Genomic DNA, 15684 nt, shown 5'->3' on the forward strand with positions numbered 1-15684 from the left:
CGAGATCGTCACCTTTCGTCGACCGACTGGGCGGCGGCAGTCGGAGCCGTCGGCGGCACGGCTGCACTACCGCGCAGCCTCACTCGCTCCAGCGCCGCAGCCAACTTGGCCGGATCATGTAATGGTGTACCAGGTCTGGACACGTCAGCAAACTCGACCCGAGCCTCGAGGCTGGCTGCGGTTCGCCGAAGTTGGTCCCGTTCACGTTCGCCGGGAACGCCTGCCGCGTCGACGACGATGTCGTGCACGGTGAATCCTGGGGCATGCTGCGCCAGTACGTGGATGTGGCGCTCTGCGGAGAAGCCCGCCGTCTCGCCCGGTTCGGCCACCAGGTTCAACACCAGTGCCCGGCGCGCAGTCGTCGCCTGAAGCGCGGCGGCCAGCTGCGGCACCAACACGTGGGGAATCACGCTGGTGAACCAGGAACCCGGTCCCAGCACGACGAGGTCGGCGGCCATGATCGCGTCGACGGCCTGCCGGGTGGCGGGCGGATTGCCGGGATTCAGACGCACCCGGCGCACCTTCCCCACCGTGGTGGCGACGGCGACCTGGCCCCTGATCACCCGGCTCATCCGGGCGTCGGATTCCAGGCCTGCGACGTCGGCCTCGATCTGCAGGGCGACCGGACACATCGGCAGCACCCGGCCCTTGAGGTCGAGGATGCGACCGAGTTCGTCGAGCGCGGCGACCGGGTCGGCGAGCACTTCGTTGAGTCCGGCGAGCAGCAGGTTGCCGATGGGGTGCCCGGCCAGCGCACCGCTGCCGCCGAACCGATGCTGCAGGATGGTCGCCCACAGATGACCATGCGGGGTGTCGGATGCCAACGCCGCCAACGCCATTCGTAAGTCACCGGGGGGTACGACGTCGAGCTCGCTGCGGAGCCGGCCCGACGAGCCGCCGTCGTCGGCGACCGTCACCACCGCCGTCACGTGCGGCGTCAACCGGCGAAGGGCCGACAGCGTGGCGTACAGACCGTGGCCGCCACCCAGTGCGACGATGCGTGCATTCATTCGCGGCCCAGATCCCGGTGCAGCACCCGCACCGTCAGATCACCGTCGCCACCGAGGCGTCCCGCGAGGGCCTCGGCGATGGCGACGCTGCGATGCTTGCCGCCGGTGCAGCCGATCGCGACGGTCATGTAGCGCTTGCCCTCCCTGCGGTATCCGTCGATGACGACGTCCAGAAGCCGATGGTAGGTGTCGATGAAGTCCGTCGCCCCCGGTTGGCCGAGGACGTAGTCGCGCACCGCAGGGTGCTGACCGGTGTGGGGGCGCAACTCGTCGACCCAGTGCGGGTTCGGCAGGAAGCGGACGTCCATGACGGTGTCGGCGTCCATCGGCAACCCGTACTTGTAGCCGAACGATTCGACGGTGACGTTCGTGTGCGCCACCGTCTCGGCGGCGAACGCGCGCTCGATGGTCTCGCGGAGGGCGGGCACGGGAAGGGACGACGTGTCGATCACCAGGTCGGCGGCCGCGCGGATGGGAGCCAGCATGGTGCGCTCCGCGGAAATGCCCTCGGCCAGAGTCTGATTCCCCTGCAGGGGATGGCTGCGGCGGTTCTGTTCGTACCGGCGGACCAGGATGTCGTCGGACGCTTCGAGGAACAGCACGCGGGGGGTGATGTCGCGGGTGGCGAGGTCGTGGCGCACCCATTCGAGGTCACCGGTGAACCCGCGGGAGCGCACGTCCATCACGACGGCGAGCTGGGTGATGCGCGACCCCGCCGCCAGACCAAGCTCGACCATTCTGGCGATGAGCTCGGGCGGCAGGTTGTCGGCGACGTACCAGCCGAGGTCTTCGAGGACCTTGGCCGCGGTGCCGCGGCCCGCCCCCGACAATCCGGTGACGAGGACGACGTCTATCCCGGCCGCTGGCAGATCCTCGCCGTGGCCTTCGTGCGGATCGGTCATGCGCGATCCGCCTCCAGCTTCTCGCTCGTCGTCATCCCCTGGCCCGTCATCGACACCTCGTCCTTGATCGTAGGCACGCCGAGTGCCTCCAGGACGGCGTTCGCCGTGGCTACTCCGATACCCGGCACGGCGGTGATCTCCTCGACGGTGGCGTCCTTCAACCGGGCCACCGACCCGAAGTGAGTCACCAACGCCTTTCGCCTGTGCTCCCCCAGTCCCCGGACGGAGTCTAGTGCCGACGCAGTCATCCGCTTCGACCGCTTGCTTCGGTGATAGGTGATCGCGAAGCGGTGCGCTTCGTCACGCACCCGCTGCAGCAGGTAGAGCCCGTCGCTGTTGCGCGGCATGATCACCGGATCGGGCTGCCCCGGCACCCACACTTCCTCCAGCCGCTTCGCCAGTCCGATGACGGCCACGTCGGTGATCCCCAGCTCCTCGAGGACCGCGGCGGCAGCGTTCACCTGGGGCGCGCCGCCGTCGACGACGAACAGGTTGGGCGGGTAGGCGAATCGTCTGGCCTTGCCGTCCTCGACGACGGGCGCCTGGGCGTCGGCCACGTGCCGCGCGAAGCGTCGCCTCGTCACCTCCGCGATGGAGGCGACGTCGTCGGACCGGCCGTCACCCGCCGCTTCACGGATGGCGTAGTGCCGGTAGTCCGACTTGCGCGGCAAGCCGTCCTCGAACACCACCAGCGACGCGACCACGTCGGTGCCCTGGACGTGGCTGATGTCGACGCACTCGATGCGCAGCGGCGCCTCGGTGAGGCCGAGGAACTCCTGGATGCTTTGCAGTGCTTCGGATCTGGCGTTGAAGTCACCGGCGCGCTTGAGCTTGTGTTGCGCCAGCTGGTCCTTCGCGTTGCGGTAGACGGTCTCCGCCAACGCCTTCTTGTCACCGCGGGCGGGCACCCGCAGCTGCACGTTTGACCCGCGCAACCCGCTGAGCCAGGCCGCGAGTTCCTCGGCGTTGTCGGGCAGCACCGGCACCAGCACCTGCCGCGGGACCAAGTTGGTGGCTTCGTCCACTCCGGCGGTACCACCACCACTGAGCTCGGCCTGGTCGCCGTAGAACTGGGTGAGGAACTGCTCGACAAGGTGCTCCTGCCCAGATTTTCCTGGCTCGCCAGACTTCTCCACGACCCAGCCTCGTTGGCCCCGCACCCGACCGCCGCGGACGTGGAACACCTGGACGGCGGCCTCGAGCTCGTCGTCGGCGAACGCCACGACGTCGGCGTCGGTGCCGTCACCGAAGACGACGGTCTGCTTCTCCAACGCCCGCTTGAGTGCGCCGATGTCGTCGCGGAGCCGGGCGGCCCGTTCGAAGTCGAGCGCCTCCGACGCCGCGTTCATCTGCTGTTCCATGTCGCGGGCCAGACGGTCGGTCTTGCCTGCCAGGAAGTCGCAGAAGTCGAGCACGATCCGCCGGTGCTCCTCGGCGCTGACCCGGCCGACGCACGGCGCCGAGCACTTGTCGATGTACCCCAGCAGGCACGGCCTACCAATCTGGTTGTGCCGCTTGAACACCCCGTTGGAGCAGGTGCGGGCCGGGAAGACCCGGGTCAGCAGGTCGAGGGTTTCCCGGATCGCCCAGGCGTGGGAGTAGGGGCCAAAGTAGCGCACGCCCTTGCGACGAGGACCGCGGTAGACGAACAGCCGCGGGTACTCCTCGTTGAGGGTGACGGCGAGGACGGGGTACGACTTGTCGTCGCGGTACCGGATGTTGAATCGAGGATCGAACTCCTTGATCCAGTTGTATTCGAGCTGCAGCGCCTCGACCTCTGTGCCGACGACGGTCCACTCGACGCTGCCCGCGGTGGTCACCATCTGCCTGGTGCGGGGGGCGAGTCCGGAGAGGTCGGCGAAGTAGGAGTTGAGGCGGCTGCGCAGGCTCTTGGCCTTGCCGACGTAGATCACCCGGCCGTGCGGATCGCGAAACCGGTAGACGCCGGGCTCGACGGGTATCGAGCCCGGGGCCGGCCGGTAGGTCGCTGGATCGGGCACGGGTTCCAGATTAGTTCGAGTCCCGACAGCCGAACGCCATCGGACGGGTGCGGCTCGGGGCCGTCAGTCCAACGCGTCGACGAAACCGCAGTACGCGGCTGCCTTCGCCTCGTAGTTGACGTATAGGTCATAACTGGCCGCCCCTGGCGACAGCAGCACGACGTCGACGTCGGACAGCCCCGCCGCCACGTGTACCGCAGCCTCGAGGTCGTCGACCAGGTGGGTCCTGGTCGGGTGGCGGCGCGCGAACTCGACTCCGATGGCCGCACCGTTGCTCGGCGACTGGATCAGTGACACCCGGCGCTCGCCGCTGCACAGGTACTCGTCGAGCGTGTCGTAGTTCAGCTGCCGATCCATGCCGCCGACGATCAGGGCGACGTGCTCGTCGGGACTCATCGCGCGCAAGGCGGCGGCGACGCTCTCCCCCGTCGTGGCGAGGGTGTCGTCGATCCACTGCACGCGTCCGGTGGTGCGGACGGTCTGCAACCGATGCGGCAGCCCTTGATAGGTGGACACCGCCGACTCGTACTCCGCTGGGGTCACGGCCCTGCCGAGCACCTCCGAGGCGGCGACGGCGGCAAGAGCACCGTTGACGAGGTTGTGCTCGTAGTTCATCACCGACTTGGTCGTCGTGCGTTCGACTCGTGCGGGGTCGACGAGCCGCACCTCCGGCTCGATCGGCGTCGCCCCAAGGCGATCGAGGGTGTCGACCACCTCCGGCATGGTGACCAACGAACGGGCCCCCCGACGGAAGACGTTCGCCTTCGCGAGGTGGTAGGAGTCCCGGTCGCCGTGCCAATCCAGGTGGTCCTCATACAGATTGGTGATCACCGCCACGGCAGGTGAGGTGGTCAGCAGCGCCGCCTGCTGGCTGGAGATCTCGGCGACCACGACCGCACCCTCGCCTGGTGACAGGTCCGAGAGGGGCGTGCCGATGTTGCCTGCGACGACGACGTCGACGCCCGCCCTGGCGAGCAGGTGGCCGAGGAACGACGCCGTGGTGCTCTTGCCCTTGGTGCCGGTGACGCCGATGGTGGCCGCACCGTGCCGGGACATGAACCAGTCGGCGGCGCTGGAGATTCGGACCCCGGAGCGACGCAGTTCCTCGAAGATCGGTTGCCGCCACGGCACGCCGGGGCTGACGAACACCACGTCGCAGGCGCTCAACCGGGCCAGGTGCTCGGGGCCGCGGAACACCTCGAGATTCGGAATGCCCTCGGGCTCTTCGAACGGGCGGCGCCCCATGTCGTCGACGGCCTCGATGCGGGCGGCGCCGGCCGCGGCGGCCGTTCTCGCCATCGAGACGCCCTCCCGACCGAAACCCCAGATCCCGACGGTCAGCCCGGCAAGGTCGGACGGGGCCGGGCTCACGGCAGGTCCAGCGCCGCGGCGTACCTCGCGGGGACGTAGTCGACGCCGATCACGCCGCTCTGCTCGTCGACGGCGACCTTCTCGAGTTCGTCACGGCGGGCACGGAATTCCTCTACCAGCGGCACGCCGCGCCAGTCGTCGTCGTCGAGAACCGACACCAGGGACTCGGCTGCTTCGTAGTACTCGCCGACGCACTCGAACGGCTTGTGCACGCCGAGTCCGACGATGTCCTCGAAGCCGGGCCGGTTGTCGAGGTCGCCGAACAGGTCGTGACCGAAGATCGCCTCGACCTCGGCGCGGCCAAGCCGGGGCGCCATCAGCGCGTAGACGAAGAGGCACTTGGGACAGTGGCCGCACCAGGTGGCCCCTCGGCGCCCGGCGTCGATGGCGAACGGTCGGTTGCAGCTGATGAAGTCGCGGAAGTACTGCGGACTGTTCTTGAACCGGTCGGCGATCTCCGATTCCGACAGGGGCCGCAGCAGGGAGAAGTAGCGGTCGGGGTTGAACCCGTACTGGCTCAGCGTGTCTCGCAACAGCGTCTCGTAAGAGATGCTCTTGGACCACTGATGGTTGACGTCGCGCCCCAGCCAGGTGACGTTGCCGACGTTGGACGACCGCTCGTTGGACAGGATTACGGGCCCAAGACCGTTGGCGTCGGCGACGATGAGTCCGATCACGCTGTTGATCGCCGTGACGGGGACGTGGCCGTTGTGGGCGCCGCGTGCGTTGGCCTCGATCAGCGCGGGGTCGATGCGCCGCGTCACCCGCAGACTGTCGAGTCCGCTGATGTCGATGCAGCGGTCGATGGGATCGAACTTGTTCACGCTGAACAGGGTTGGGTGGAATCCGTGTCCCTTGAGCGCTTCGATGCTGACCACCGAATCCTTGCCGCCGCCAACGGGTACCAGCGGTTCGGCGTCGGCGTCCCATGGGTCGGGTGTCGGGTCGCCCGCATCCGCGTCGGGACCGGTGACGGTGGGTGTCAAGGCGTCGGGAAGCGAATTGCGGTAGGCGAACTCGCCGAGTCCTCCGGCGACGAGTTCACTCAGATAGTGACGCTCGAAGTCATGTGTCGGAAAGGCGATTTCGACGACGGGCGGCGCGGCGGCCTTGAAGTAGCTCGGCGAGCAGGTCAACGCGAGCAGTCTCAGCAACCGGTCGTCGGGGCGGCGATCGCCCAGTGCGGCGCCGAAGTCGACCACCTCGGTGAAGGACACGTCACCGGAATCCTTGCCGCGCAACGTGTAGTGCGCGCGGAAGACCCCGTCGGCCACGTCGTAGCCGTCGACGCTCATGGCCCGAAAGGACGTCGGGTCGAACTCGGTCATGTCCACCTCGCGAACGACGGTGCCGCCTCGGCGTCGGAGGGCAGGTGCACCCCGGCGAGCTCGGCGACGGGATGTGTTTCGAATGTCGGTGACACCCACCACGCACGCACGGCGTCGGCAGGCGGTTGGGCGGCCCTGGTGGTCGGCGCCGTCGCCCCACAGGCGGTCAGCTGATCGAGGACTGAGGTGGGTTCCGGGTTCTCCACTCCGAGGACGCCGCGTTGCGTTTGCACCACCAGTGCGCCGAGGAGCGGCTCGCCGCCGGACAGCGCGTCGGCGTAGCCGCGGCCGTTGAGCCAACGTTCACGTTGGTCGACCTCGCCTCGGCTGGTCGTCCGTGCCGCCATCCTTCGCCACTGCGGGTCTGAGGCGCGATGGGCGTGCGGCACCGAGTCGTCGGCGCAGATTCGCACGGGCGTCGACCGCAGCGGCTGTACCGCGACCCCGGTCACGACGACCTCGGACTCACCGTCGGTCTCGACGATCACGACGCTCGCGGCGGTCAGCGCGGCCTCCGTGGTGGCGGCGAAGTCCGTCAGCGCGACGGCGAGCACGGCGGGTTCCGGCATGGCGATGCCGAAGAATTCGGCGGGCTCCCGCAGGTACGACCAGATGCCGTCGACGTCGGGCCACCGCCCCGTGGCGATCGGAATGGTGATGGCGGGCAACGTCCCGGGACGCGTGATCAACTGAGTGGCGCGCACGTAGGGGGCGTCGGATTCCGGAGCGGTCACCGACGTGCGAAAATGGGTCACTATCAGCACATTCTAACGTATTGCCCCGAAGGAGCGATGCGACGCCGCATGAGTGCCCCCACCGTCACACGGCTCGTCGAAGCGGACTGGCGCGTGTTCGCGACGTTGCGTCTGCGCGCGCTGACCGACACCCTCGGCACCGGCGATCGGCAGTATCTCGAGGAATTGGCGTTCACCGCCGCCCAGTGGCGGCGGAGGCTGCGCGCCCACGCCCAATTCGCCCTGCTCGCCGGGGACGACCTCGTCGGCCTGATCGGCGCCCAGCGTCAGAGCCCCGACGTGGTGTACCTGTATTCGCTGTGGCTCGAGCCGGGCATGCGGGGCCGCGGGCTGGGCCGGGATCTGGTGATTGCGGCGGTCGACTGGGCCAGAGGTCTCCGGGCGCGCGTCGTGACGTTGCGCGTCGACGCCGACAACGCCGCGGCCCGTGTGGTCTACGAGCAGTTGGGCTTCGGCGTCGTCGAGGGCTCCACCGGAACCCGCGAGAACAAGGCCAACGAGATCACGATGTCGCTGAGCGTCGGTTGACCTCGGCGCGGTACCGCGCCACCAGGGCCCGCACGGCGTCCATCGCGTCGACCGCGCGTTCCTTGTCGACCGACTGAATCGCCATCAGCGGGACGTACTCGTCGTCGGGCAGGTCGACGCGCGCCCAGCGCGCTCCCTTCGGGAACGACACGTCGACGACGTCCGTCCACGGGATGAGGCGATAGCCCAACAGGTTCCGCACGAAGAGACCGTCGGGGCCGACCCGAAGGCGCGGCCGCGCGAACATCAGGACCAGGCACCCGATGATGACGCCGAGCACCCCGATGGCGACCTGATCGGCCGTCCGGAAGATCACCCCGGACGAGCCGACCTTGAGCAGGAACCCCACCGCAATGTGGGCCGCGGCGATCAAGAACGCGGCACCGTAGGCGAAGTACGGCGTCAGGTACGGCTTGACCTCGAGGTCGTAGGCCGGCGTGGTCACGGCTTCTTGCGCAGGTCGCGCAGCACCAGCGCCGTCGACAGGGCCGCGGCGGCCGCCTGGGCGCCCTTGTCCTCCGCGGAACCGGGCAACCCGGCCCGGTCGAGGGCCTGCTTCTCGTCGTTGGTGGTGAGCACGCCGTTGGCGACGGGAGTTCCCTCGTCGAGCGACACCCGGGTCAACCCCGCCGTGACGGCGTCGCACACGTAGTCGAAGTGCGGCGTCTGGCCGCGGATGACGACGCCGAGCGCCACGACGGCATCATGAGTCTTCGCCAATTGCTGTGCCACGACCGGAATCTCGATCGCGCCGAGGACACGCACCACGTCGGGGTCGGTCACGCCGGAGGCCGCCGCCGTACGACGCGCACCCTCCAGCAGGGCGTCACAAATGGTGGTGTGCCACGTGCTGGCCACGATCGCCAGCTTCAGTCCACCGGCGTCGACGGCGGGCATGTCGGGAACGCCTGCGGCACCACTCACTGGACGGATCCCGCATCGGTCGCCGCGGGCAGCGGATACACGGTGTCGTCGTAGTCGTCCAGACCGGTCAGGTCGTGACCCATGCGGTCGCGCTTGGTCATTAGGTAGCGGATGTTCTCGGCGTTGGCGCGCACCGGCAGCGGCACCCGTTCGATGATGTGCAGGCCGTAGCCGTCCAGACCCACCCGCTTGGCCGGGTTGTTGGTCAACAGTCGCATCGACCGGACCCCGAGGTCCACCAGGATCTGGGCGCCGATGCCGTAATCCCTGGCGTCGGCGGGCAATCCGAGCTTGAGATTGGCGTCGACGGTGTCCTCGCCGGCGTCCTGGAGTTGGTAGGCCTGCAACTTGTGCAGCAGTCCGATGCCGCGGCCCTCGTGCCCACGCATATAGAGCACCACGCCACGGCCTTCGCGGGCGACCATCGCCATTGCGGCGTCCAGCTGCGGGCCGCAGTCGCAGCGCCGTGAACCGAAGACGTCGCCGGTCAAACACTCGGAGTGCACGCGGACGAGCACGTCGTGCCCGTCCCCGTCGGATCCGCCACCGGTGATGTCGCCGCGCACCAAGGCGACGTGCTCGACGTCGTCGTAGATGCTGGTGTAACCGACCGCGCGGAACTCGCCGTGGCGGGTCGGGATGCGCGCCTCGGCGATTCGCTCGATGTGCTTCTCGTGCTTGCGTCGCCACTCGATGAGGTCGGCGATCGAGATGAGCGCCAGGTCGTGGTCGTCGGCGAAGACGCGCAGTTCGTCGGTCTGGGCCATCTCGCCCTCGTCCTTCTGGCTGACGATTTCGCAGATGGCGCCCGCGGGCTGCAGACCGGCGAGCGTGGCCAGGTCGACCGCGGCCTCGGTGTGGCCGGGGCGGCGCAGCACGCCGCCTTCCTTGGCGCGCAACGGCACCACGTGCCCGGGCCTGGTGAAGTCGTCGGCGACGGCGGCCGGGTCGGCCAGCAGACGCATCGTCGTGGCACGGTCCGACGCCGAAATCCCGGTGCCGACGCCGAGCTTGGCGTCGACCGTCACGGTGTAGGCGGTGCCGTGCTTGTCCTGGTTGACCGCGTACATCGGCAGCAGTCCGAGCCGGTCACACACCTCGCCGGACAGTGGAACGCACAGGTAGCCGGAGGTGTACCGGACCATGAACGCGACCAGCTCGGGGGTCGCCTTCTCGGCCGCGAAGATCAGATCGCCTTCGTTCTCGCGGTCCTCGTCATCGATGACGACGACGGCCTTCCCCGCGGCGATGTCGGCTATCGCACGCTCGACGGAATCCAGCCTCGTCATCCTTGCCACCCTTGCCGTTCCGATTCGGAACCATCGTGCAACGCGTCATGCAACGTCGGTCAGTGTCCTTCAGTATGAACCAACCGGGCGCAGCACTTATTGCCTGCTCCCGCTGGAGGCCCTGAGCAGGGCCGACGTTCCAATCAGCGGCGGTGAAAAGTCGTCGCAGGCGGTGCGGTCCCTAGCGCGGCGACTGCCCGAGTTCCGTCATCGGGACGCCGGTCTTGGTTTGGCCGTCGAGCTGGCGTTCGGCGCTGTGGTTGATTCGCTGGCTGGCAGTGGCGATCAGACCGCCGAGCGCCAGCTGACGCATCGGGCCCTTGTTTCGGGACAACTCGACCAGATCCTTCATCACCTGTTCGGCGACGAGGTTCAGCTTCACGTTGTGGTCCTGCGACTGCTTGCGCAGCACGTCGAAGGCTTCGTCGGCGTCCACGCCGTAGACGAGCATCAGCATGCCCTTGGCCTGCTCGATGACGGCGCGACGCGCGGTGATTGTCCGAAGTGCCTCGGTAATTCGTTGCTCGTCGCTGCCGAACTCGCTGGTTGTCGCGTCGTCGTGCATCTCCCACTCCGGTCAAGAGGCGTCGTCGGCTGCATCCCGTTACGCGGAACGGCCGAAGTTGGCAGTGTTTACCCGCTATTCGACGCCGGCATGCCCGTGTATCGATTTTACTGAACGAAGTGTTCGACATCTCGACGTTCGGGCAGGTCGCGCCCTTGAACCGAGGGTCTAGCCGGTGGATTGATCCCGATGCGACAGCAGCCGCTCGACGTACTTCGCGATGACGTCGACCTCGAGGTTGACCGCCGTCCCCACCGCCGCCCGCCCGAGGGTCGTCAGCTGCAGGGTGGTCGGAATCAGCGACACCTCGAACCAGTCCGCCCCGAGTCCCGACACGGTGAGCGAAATGCCGTCGACGGTGATGGATCCCTTCTCCACCACGTACCTGGAGATCGCGTCGGGCAGCGAGATGCGGACCACTTCCCAATGCTCGGACGGCGTCCTGGTGAGGACCCGGCCGGTGCCGTCGACGTGGCCTTGCACGATGTGGCCACCGAGCCTGCTGTTGACCGCGGCGGCGCGTTCGAGGTTGACCTGGCTGCCCACCGCCACACCCTGCAGGCTGGACCGGTTCAACGTCTCCGCCATCACGTCGGCGGTGAACGATCCGTCGGGCAAAAGGTCGACGACGGTGAGGCAGACGCCGTTGACGGCGATCGAGTCGCCGTGACCGGCGTCGGTGGTGACGAGCGGGCCACGGATGACGAATCGAGCGGCGTCGGCGAGGTCTTCCTTGCCGACGACCTCGCCCAACTCTTCGACGATGCCGGTGAACATGCGCACCACGCTAGTCGCAGGATGCTCAGAGCTGCTTTTCCCCGAAGTACGTGGCGACCGGATTGTGGTTGAAGTTGCCCACCGGGTGATAACCCTCACGCTCGTAGAACCCTTGCGCGTGAGCCTGCCGGGGGCCGGTGTCGAGCCGGGCGATCGAGTATCCGAGTGCGCGCGCGGCAGCTTCCAAGGCGTGCAACAACTCTCGCGCCACTCCTTGGCCTCGGGCCGCCGGCACGACGTACATCCGCTTGATCTCGCAGGCTCCGTCCGGCAACCGCTTGAGCCCGCCACCGCACACGGCCACGTCACCGCGGTAACCGACCAGGAACGTCCCACCGGGCGGCCCCAGTTCGGCAGGCCCGGCCTTCGGCATGTCGGGTGAGTCGAGGTCAAGACCGCCGGAACCGCCGACGTCCCAGTACAGCTCGCGCATCTCGGCGAGCATCGCCGCGACGAGCGTGGCGGCGTCGCCGACGTCGGAGGGCACGGGCCGAAAGACCAGATGAGTTGCCATCTCCACCCTTCTACCCTGTCCCCGCGGACGAAGTTCATTCGCTTAGACCCTCTACGATGCTTACATGCAGACGCGCCCTCGCATTGCCGTCCTCGTGTCCATCTTCGCTGCGCTCCTGCTCATCGCGGGTTGCAGCTCCTCGCCGGAGAAGTCCAACGCCCCACTGCCCGACGCGGCGTCGCTCCTCAAGGACTCCAACCAAACCACCAGCGCGCAGAAGAGCGTCCACCTCGAACTCGCGGTGACCGGCAAGATCAAGGAACTGCCCATCGAAACCCTGACCGGTGACCTGACCAACGTCCCCGTGGTCGCGGCGCAGGGCAAGGCCAGCATCATCGCCTTCGGCCAGACCTTCAAGGACGTCGACTTCGTGGTCGCCGACGGCGACCTCTACGGCGCCCTCACGCCGGGCAGCTTCACCAACTTCGGGCCGGCATCCGAGATCTACGACGTGTCGAAGATCCTCAACCCCAAGGTCGGTCTGGCCAACGTGCTCGCCAACTTCGCCGATCCGAAGGCCGAGGGTCGCGAGACGATCAACGGCGTCAACACCGTCAAGGTGACCGGCAAGGTCAACGCCGCAGCCGTCAACGGGCTGGCCAACCTCGGTGCCACCGGCGACGTCCCGGCGACCGCGTGGATCACCGAAGACGGCGACCACGCCCTGATCCGGGCCAAGCTCGACCCCAGTGAGGGCAACAGCGTTCAGATGACCCTGAGCGACTGGGGCAAGACCGTCACCGTCACCAAGCCCGCCGCGTAGTGGCTCGCGTGATGTCTCGCAGAATTTCCACGGCCGACGGCACCGCCCAACCCAAGGCGACCAACCGGCGGATCGCGATCAGCGCGGGCGGGCTCGCCGTGCTGCTCGGCGCGCTCGACACCTACGTCGTCATCACGATCATCAACGACATCATGCGGGACATCGGAATCTCGCTGAATCAAATTCAGCGCGTCACCCCGATCATCACCATGTACCTGCTCGGGTACATCGCCGCGATGCCGCTGCTGGGCCGTGCCTCCGACCGCTTCGGCCGCAAGATGGTGCTGCAGGTCAGCCTGGCGGGCTTCGCCGTCGGATCAGTGGTGACCGCGTCATCCGTGGAGATCGCCGGCCTTCTGCAAATGGATCCGTTGCCGATCCTGGTCATCGGCCGAGTGATCCAGGGCACCGCCAGCGGCGCGCTGCTGCCGGTCACGCTGGCCCTGGCGGCCGACCTGTGGGCCGCGAAGGGCCGGGCCTCCGTGCTGGGCGGCATCGGCGCGGCGCAGGAACTCGGCGCCGTCCTCGGTCCGCTGTACGGCGTCGCAGTGGTCTGGGCACTGAACTCGTGGAAAGACGTGTTCTGGATCAACGTGCCGCTGGCGATCATCGCCATGGTGATGATCCACTTCAGCCTGCCGTCGAGGGATCCGGACGAGCCGCGCGAGAAGGTCGACGTCGTCGGCGGTCTGCTGCTGGCCGTCGCCCTCGGCCTGATGGTCTTCGGCATGTACAACCCGTCACCCGACGGCAAACAGGTCTTCCCGAGTTGGGGACTGCCCGTCCTCGGTGTGGCGCTGGTGGTGGCGATCGGCTTCTTCGTCTGGGAGAAGTTCGCCAAGACCCGGCTCATCGATCCGGCCGGCGTGAAGTTCCGGCCGTTCCTCTCCGCCCTCGGCGCCTCGCTGTGCACCGGCGCGGCCTTGATGGTCACCCTGGTCAACGTCGAACTGTTCGGCCAGGGCGTGCTCGGCAAGGAGCAGAACGAAACCGTTCTGCTGCTGCTGTGGTTCCTTGGCGCGCTACCCATCGGTGCCGTTGTCGGCGGTTGGATCGCCACCCGCGTCGGCGACCGCATCGTCGCGTTCGTCGGACTGTTGATCGCGGCGTTCGGCTACTGGCTGGTGTCGCACTGGACCGTGGACGTGCTTTCGGCGCGCCACGACCTGGTGCTGTTCTCGCTGCCCGCGTTCGACACCGACCTGGTGCTCGCCGGCTTGGGCCTCGGCCTGGTGATCGGGCCGTTGACGTCGGCGACCCTGCGGACCGTTCCCGGATCCCAGCACGGCATCGCGTCCGCGGCGGTCGTGGTGTCCCGGATGATCGGCATGCTCATCGGGTTGTCCTCGCTCAGCGCGTGGGGGTTGTACAAGTTCAACCAATACCTCGCCGAGATGCCGAAGCCCAAGGGGACCAACCTGATGGAGATCGGCGCGCAACTCGCAGCCAACGTGCGCAACGCCTACACGATGCAGTACGGGCAGATCTTCTTCATCACCATGGTCGTGTGCGTGGTGGGCGCGTTCCTGGGCCTGCTGATCGCCGGCAAGCACGAGCACGCCGAGGATCTCGACACGGCGACCGACAGCGTCGGCGCGCAGAGCTAACGGCTCAGCAGCGCTCGACGCCGGGGCTGATCAGTTTCAGCTCGGTTCTGGCGTCGGCATCCGGGCCGTGCAGCACCGCGCGCAGCGGGCGGCACACCGCGTCGACGATGGTGGTGGGGTCGACGGGGCGAAAGTTGAGCCAGTCCTGCAGTGCAGTCATGCTCTTCGTCCTTTGGGAGATAGTCCTTCGTTTCTGGGTCCAACTTTACGGACGCCACTGACACCAACCGGGTCCCCTTGGGGCGGTTGAGGTCTCAAAGGGGTAACGAGTGTCCGAACGGAGAAAATTCCCGGGTGACGCGAGTCACTTTGGTGGCCAAGCGAATTCCAGGTCTCACGCCGACGAGGCAGGCACCAGGCTCATCCGGATGTCGGGTCCCAGCCGAAGGACGCCGTCGTACCGCCATCGTTGAGCCGCCACGATGCTCGCGACTCCGACGTCGTCGACCGCGGCAATGGGGCCACCCAACAGAATCGGCGCGACATAGGCCAGGATGCGGTCGACCACACCGGCCCGCAGGAAGGCTCCCGCGAGGGTGGGCCCGCCCTCCAGCAGCACGGCCGTTCGATCCGACAACGCCCGGATGACCTCGTGTGGGTCGCGGGTGCGGATCACCATCGTTCGCGAGTCGTCGTTGAGAACCCTGGCGTCCTGCGAGATGTCCCGCTCGCCGACCACCACGCGCAGGGGTTGCCGGTCGGCCAGCGACCCGTCGGGCAGTCGCGCCGTCAACGTCGGGTCGTCGGCGAAGACGGTGCCCGTCCCGACGATGATTGCGTCGGCGACCGCACGCAGGCGGTGCACGTCGGCCCTGGCCGCCTCGCTGGTGATCCACTGACTGCTGCCGTCGGCGGCGGCGCTGCGCCCGTCGACGCTCGAGGCGAACTTCCACGTGACGTGGGGCCGCCCGGTGCGCTGCCGGTGCAGCCATTCCCGAAGTGCACCGCCGGCGACGTCCTCGGCGAGCACCCCGACCTCGACCGAGATCCCGGCGCTGGTCAGCCGCGTCGCCCCGCCTGCGGCAACAGGATTCGGATCCGCGACGGCGTACACCACCGACGCCACGCCTGCGGCGATGAGTGCGTCCACGCAGGGCGGCGTGCGGCCGTGGTGGTTGCACGGTTCGAGGGTGACCACCGCCGTGCCGCCGAGCGCCCGCTCCCCTGCCCGGCGCAGCGCGACGACCTCCGCATGGGGCCCACCGGTCGGTTGCGTCGCACCGACGCCCGCGATGTGACCGTCGCGGTCCAGGATCACCGCGCCGACGGGCGGATTCGGATAGGTCGTCCCCTTGACGCCGTCGGCCTGGGCGATGGCCGACCGCATGGCGTCGTCGTAGTTCATCGGTGC

At 68.0% G+C, this 15684-nt stretch carries 17 protein-coding genes; 3 read left to right on the forward strand and 14 right to left on the reverse strand.

The genetic code is table 11. From position 1 onward, the window contains the following. Positions 1-8: 8 nt before the first annotated feature. The 6 genes from yvcK to ASD37_RS31805 form a co-directional block, all read right to left on the reverse strand. Positions 9-1010, reverse strand: coding sequence for a uridine diphosphate-N-acetylglucosamine-binding protein YvcK (yvcK, locus tag ASD37_RS03670; protein WP_056548196.1), 1002 nt, complete (start codon positions 1008-1010; stop codon positions 9-11). Beyond that, a complete protein-coding gene (gene rapZ / locus ASD37_RS03675) occupies positions 1007-1912 on the reverse strand; it encodes an RNase adapter RapZ (protein WP_056548198.1) in 906 nt (301 codons plus the stop codon). The genes yvcK and rapZ overlap by 4 nt, the downstream gene beginning before the upstream one ends. Next, positions 1909-3912: an excinuclease ABC subunit UvrC gene (gene uvrC / locus ASD37_RS03680; RefSeq protein ID WP_056548200.1), complete on the reverse strand. Its 2004-nt coding sequence runs from the start codon at positions 3910-3912 to the stop codon at positions 1909-1911. The genes rapZ and uvrC overlap by 4 nt, the downstream gene beginning before the upstream one ends. A gap of 63 nt (positions 3913-3975) precedes the next feature. Next, positions 3976-5283, reverse strand: a complete 1308-nt coding sequence (gene murD / locus ASD37_RS03685) for a UDP-N-acetylmuramoyl-L-alanine--D-glutamate ligase (protein ID WP_056548203.1) — start codon at positions 5281-5283, stop codon at positions 3976-3978. Further along, positions 5280-6611, reverse strand: coding sequence for a hypothetical protein (locus ASD37_RS03690; protein WP_056549777.1), 1332 nt, complete (start codon positions 6609-6611; stop codon positions 5280-5282). The genes murD and ASD37_RS03690 overlap by 4 nt, the downstream gene beginning before the upstream one ends. Then, complete coding sequence (locus ASD37_RS31805; RefSeq protein WP_056548205.1) at positions 6608-7366, reverse strand: hypothetical protein; 759 nt, start codon at positions 7364-7366, stop codon at positions 6608-6610. The genes ASD37_RS03690 and ASD37_RS31805 overlap by 4 nt, the downstream gene beginning before the upstream one ends. Before the next feature lie 48 nt (positions 7367-7414). Here ASD37_RS31805 and ASD37_RS03700 point away from each other — a divergent pair, with 48 nt between their 5' ends. After that, on the forward strand, positions 7415-7894 hold the full coding sequence (locus ASD37_RS03700; RefSeq protein ID WP_056548207.1) for a GNAT family N-acetyltransferase: 480 nt from the start codon (positions 7415-7417) through the stop codon (positions 7892-7894). On the opposite strand, the gene ASD37_RS03705 is transcribed toward ASD37_RS03700, so the two are convergent. The 6 genes from ASD37_RS03705 to ASD37_RS03730 form a co-directional block, all read right to left on the reverse strand. Beyond that, a complete protein-coding gene (locus ASD37_RS03705; protein ID WP_056548209.1) occupies positions 7869-8339 on the reverse strand; it encodes a PH domain-containing protein in 471 nt (156 codons plus the stop codon). The two genes, ASD37_RS03700 and ASD37_RS03705, sit on opposite strands and share 26 nt — an antisense overlap. Further along, a complete protein-coding gene (gene ribH, locus ASD37_RS03710) occupies positions 8336-8818 on the reverse strand; it encodes a 6,7-dimethyl-8-ribityllumazine synthase (protein ID WP_056548211.1) in 483 nt (160 codons plus the stop codon). The genes ASD37_RS03705 and ribH overlap by 4 nt, the downstream gene beginning before the upstream one ends. After that, positions 8815-10107, reverse strand: coding sequence for a bifunctional 3,4-dihydroxy-2-butanone-4-phosphate synthase/GTP cyclohydrolase II (locus tag ASD37_RS03715; RefSeq protein WP_056548213.1), 1293 nt, complete (start codon positions 10105-10107; stop codon positions 8815-8817). The genes ribH and ASD37_RS03715 overlap by 4 nt, the downstream gene beginning before the upstream one ends. Before the next feature lie 181 nt (positions 10108-10288). Further along, complete coding sequence (locus tag ASD37_RS03720; RefSeq protein WP_056548215.1) at positions 10289-10672, reverse strand: ANTAR domain-containing protein; 384 nt, start codon at positions 10670-10672, stop codon at positions 10289-10291. A gap of 168 nt (positions 10673-10840) precedes the next feature. Further along, positions 10841-11449: a riboflavin synthase gene (locus tag ASD37_RS03725; RefSeq protein WP_056549779.1), complete on the reverse strand. Its 609-nt coding sequence runs from the start codon at positions 11447-11449 to the stop codon at positions 10841-10843. A gap of 25 nt (positions 11450-11474) precedes the next feature. Further along, positions 11475-11963, reverse strand: a complete 489-nt coding sequence (locus tag ASD37_RS03730) for a GNAT family N-acetyltransferase (RefSeq protein ID WP_156720709.1) — start codon at positions 11961-11963, stop codon at positions 11475-11477. Positions 11964-12027: 64 nt separating this feature from the next. Between ASD37_RS03730 and ASD37_RS03735 the strand changes: the two genes are divergently transcribed. Continuing rightward, complete coding sequence (locus ASD37_RS03735) at positions 12028-12726, forward strand: LppX_LprAFG lipoprotein (RefSeq protein ID WP_056548229.1); 699 nt, start codon at positions 12028-12030, stop codon at positions 12724-12726. 11 nt (positions 12727-12737) lie between these two features. Continuing rightward, positions 12738-14333, forward strand: coding sequence for an MFS transporter (locus ASD37_RS03740; RefSeq protein ID WP_056549781.1), 1596 nt, complete (start codon positions 12738-12740; stop codon positions 14331-14333). A gap of 4 nt (positions 14334-14337) precedes the next feature. Here the strand turns inward: ASD37_RS03740 and ASD37_RS31340 are convergent, their stop codons facing one another. After that, positions 14338-14493, reverse strand: coding sequence for a hypothetical protein (locus ASD37_RS31340; RefSeq protein ID WP_156720710.1), 156 nt, complete (start codon positions 14491-14493; stop codon positions 14338-14340). 174 nt (positions 14494-14667) lie between these two features. After that, positions 14668-15678, reverse strand: coding sequence for a bifunctional diaminohydroxyphosphoribosylaminopyrimidine deaminase/5-amino-6-(5-phosphoribosylamino)uracil reductase RibD (ribD, locus tag ASD37_RS03745; protein ID WP_056548231.1), 1011 nt, complete (start codon positions 15676-15678; stop codon positions 14668-14670). Positions 15679-15684: the final 6 nt, after the last annotated feature.

Source organism: Mycobacterium sp. Root135 (genome assembly GCF_001426545.1).
Taxonomy (GTDB): Bacteria; Actinomycetota; Actinomycetes; order Mycobacteriales; family Mycobacteriaceae; genus Mycobacterium.

Bases quoted from the DNA above. Each gene is read 5' to 3' on its own strand.
- yvcK (WP_056548196.1), bottom strand. From the start codon at position 1,010: ATGAATGCACGCATCGTCGCACTGGGTGGCGGCCACGGTCTGTACGCC.
- rapZ (WP_056548198.1), bottom strand. From the start codon at position 1,912: ATGACCGATCCGCACGAAGGCCACGGCGAGGATCTGCCAGCGGCCGGG.
- ASD37_RS03690 (WP_056549777.1), bottom strand. From the start codon at position 6,611: ATGACCGAGTTCGACCCGACGTCCTTTCGGGCCATGAGCGTCGACGGC.
- ASD37_RS03700 (WP_056548207.1), top strand. From the start codon at position 7,415: ATGAGTGCCCCCACCGTCACACGGCTCGTCGAAGCGGACTGGCGCGTG.
- ASD37_RS03715 (WP_056548213.1), bottom strand. From the start codon at position 10,107: ATGACGAGGCTGGATTCCGTCGAGCGTGCGATAGCCGACATCGCCGCG.
- ASD37_RS03720 (WP_056548215.1), bottom strand. From the start codon at position 10,672: ATGCACGACGACGCGACAACCAGCGAGTTCGGCAGCGACGAGCAACGA.
- ASD37_RS03725 (WP_056549779.1), bottom strand. From the start codon at position 11,449: ATGTTCACCGGCATCGTCGAAGAGTTGGGCGAGGTCGTCGGCAAGGAA.
- ASD37_RS03730 (WP_156720709.1), bottom strand. From the start codon at position 11,963: ATGGCAACTCATCTGGTCTTTCGGCCCGTGCCCTCCGACGTCGGCGAC.
- ASD37_RS03735 (WP_056548229.1), top strand. From the start codon at position 12,028: ATGCAGACGCGCCCTCGCATTGCCGTCCTCGTGTCCATCTTCGCTGCG.
- ASD37_RS03740 (WP_056549781.1), top strand. From the start codon at position 12,738: ATGTCTCGCAGAATTTCCACGGCCGACGGCACCGCCCAACCCAAGGCG.
- ASD37_RS31340 (WP_156720710.1), bottom strand. From the start codon at position 14,493: ATGACTGCACTGCAGGACTGGCTCAACTTTCGCCCCGTCGACCCCACC.
- ribD (WP_056548231.1), bottom strand. From the start codon at position 15,678: ATGAACTACGACGACGCCATGCGGTCGGCCATCGCCCAGGCCGACGGC.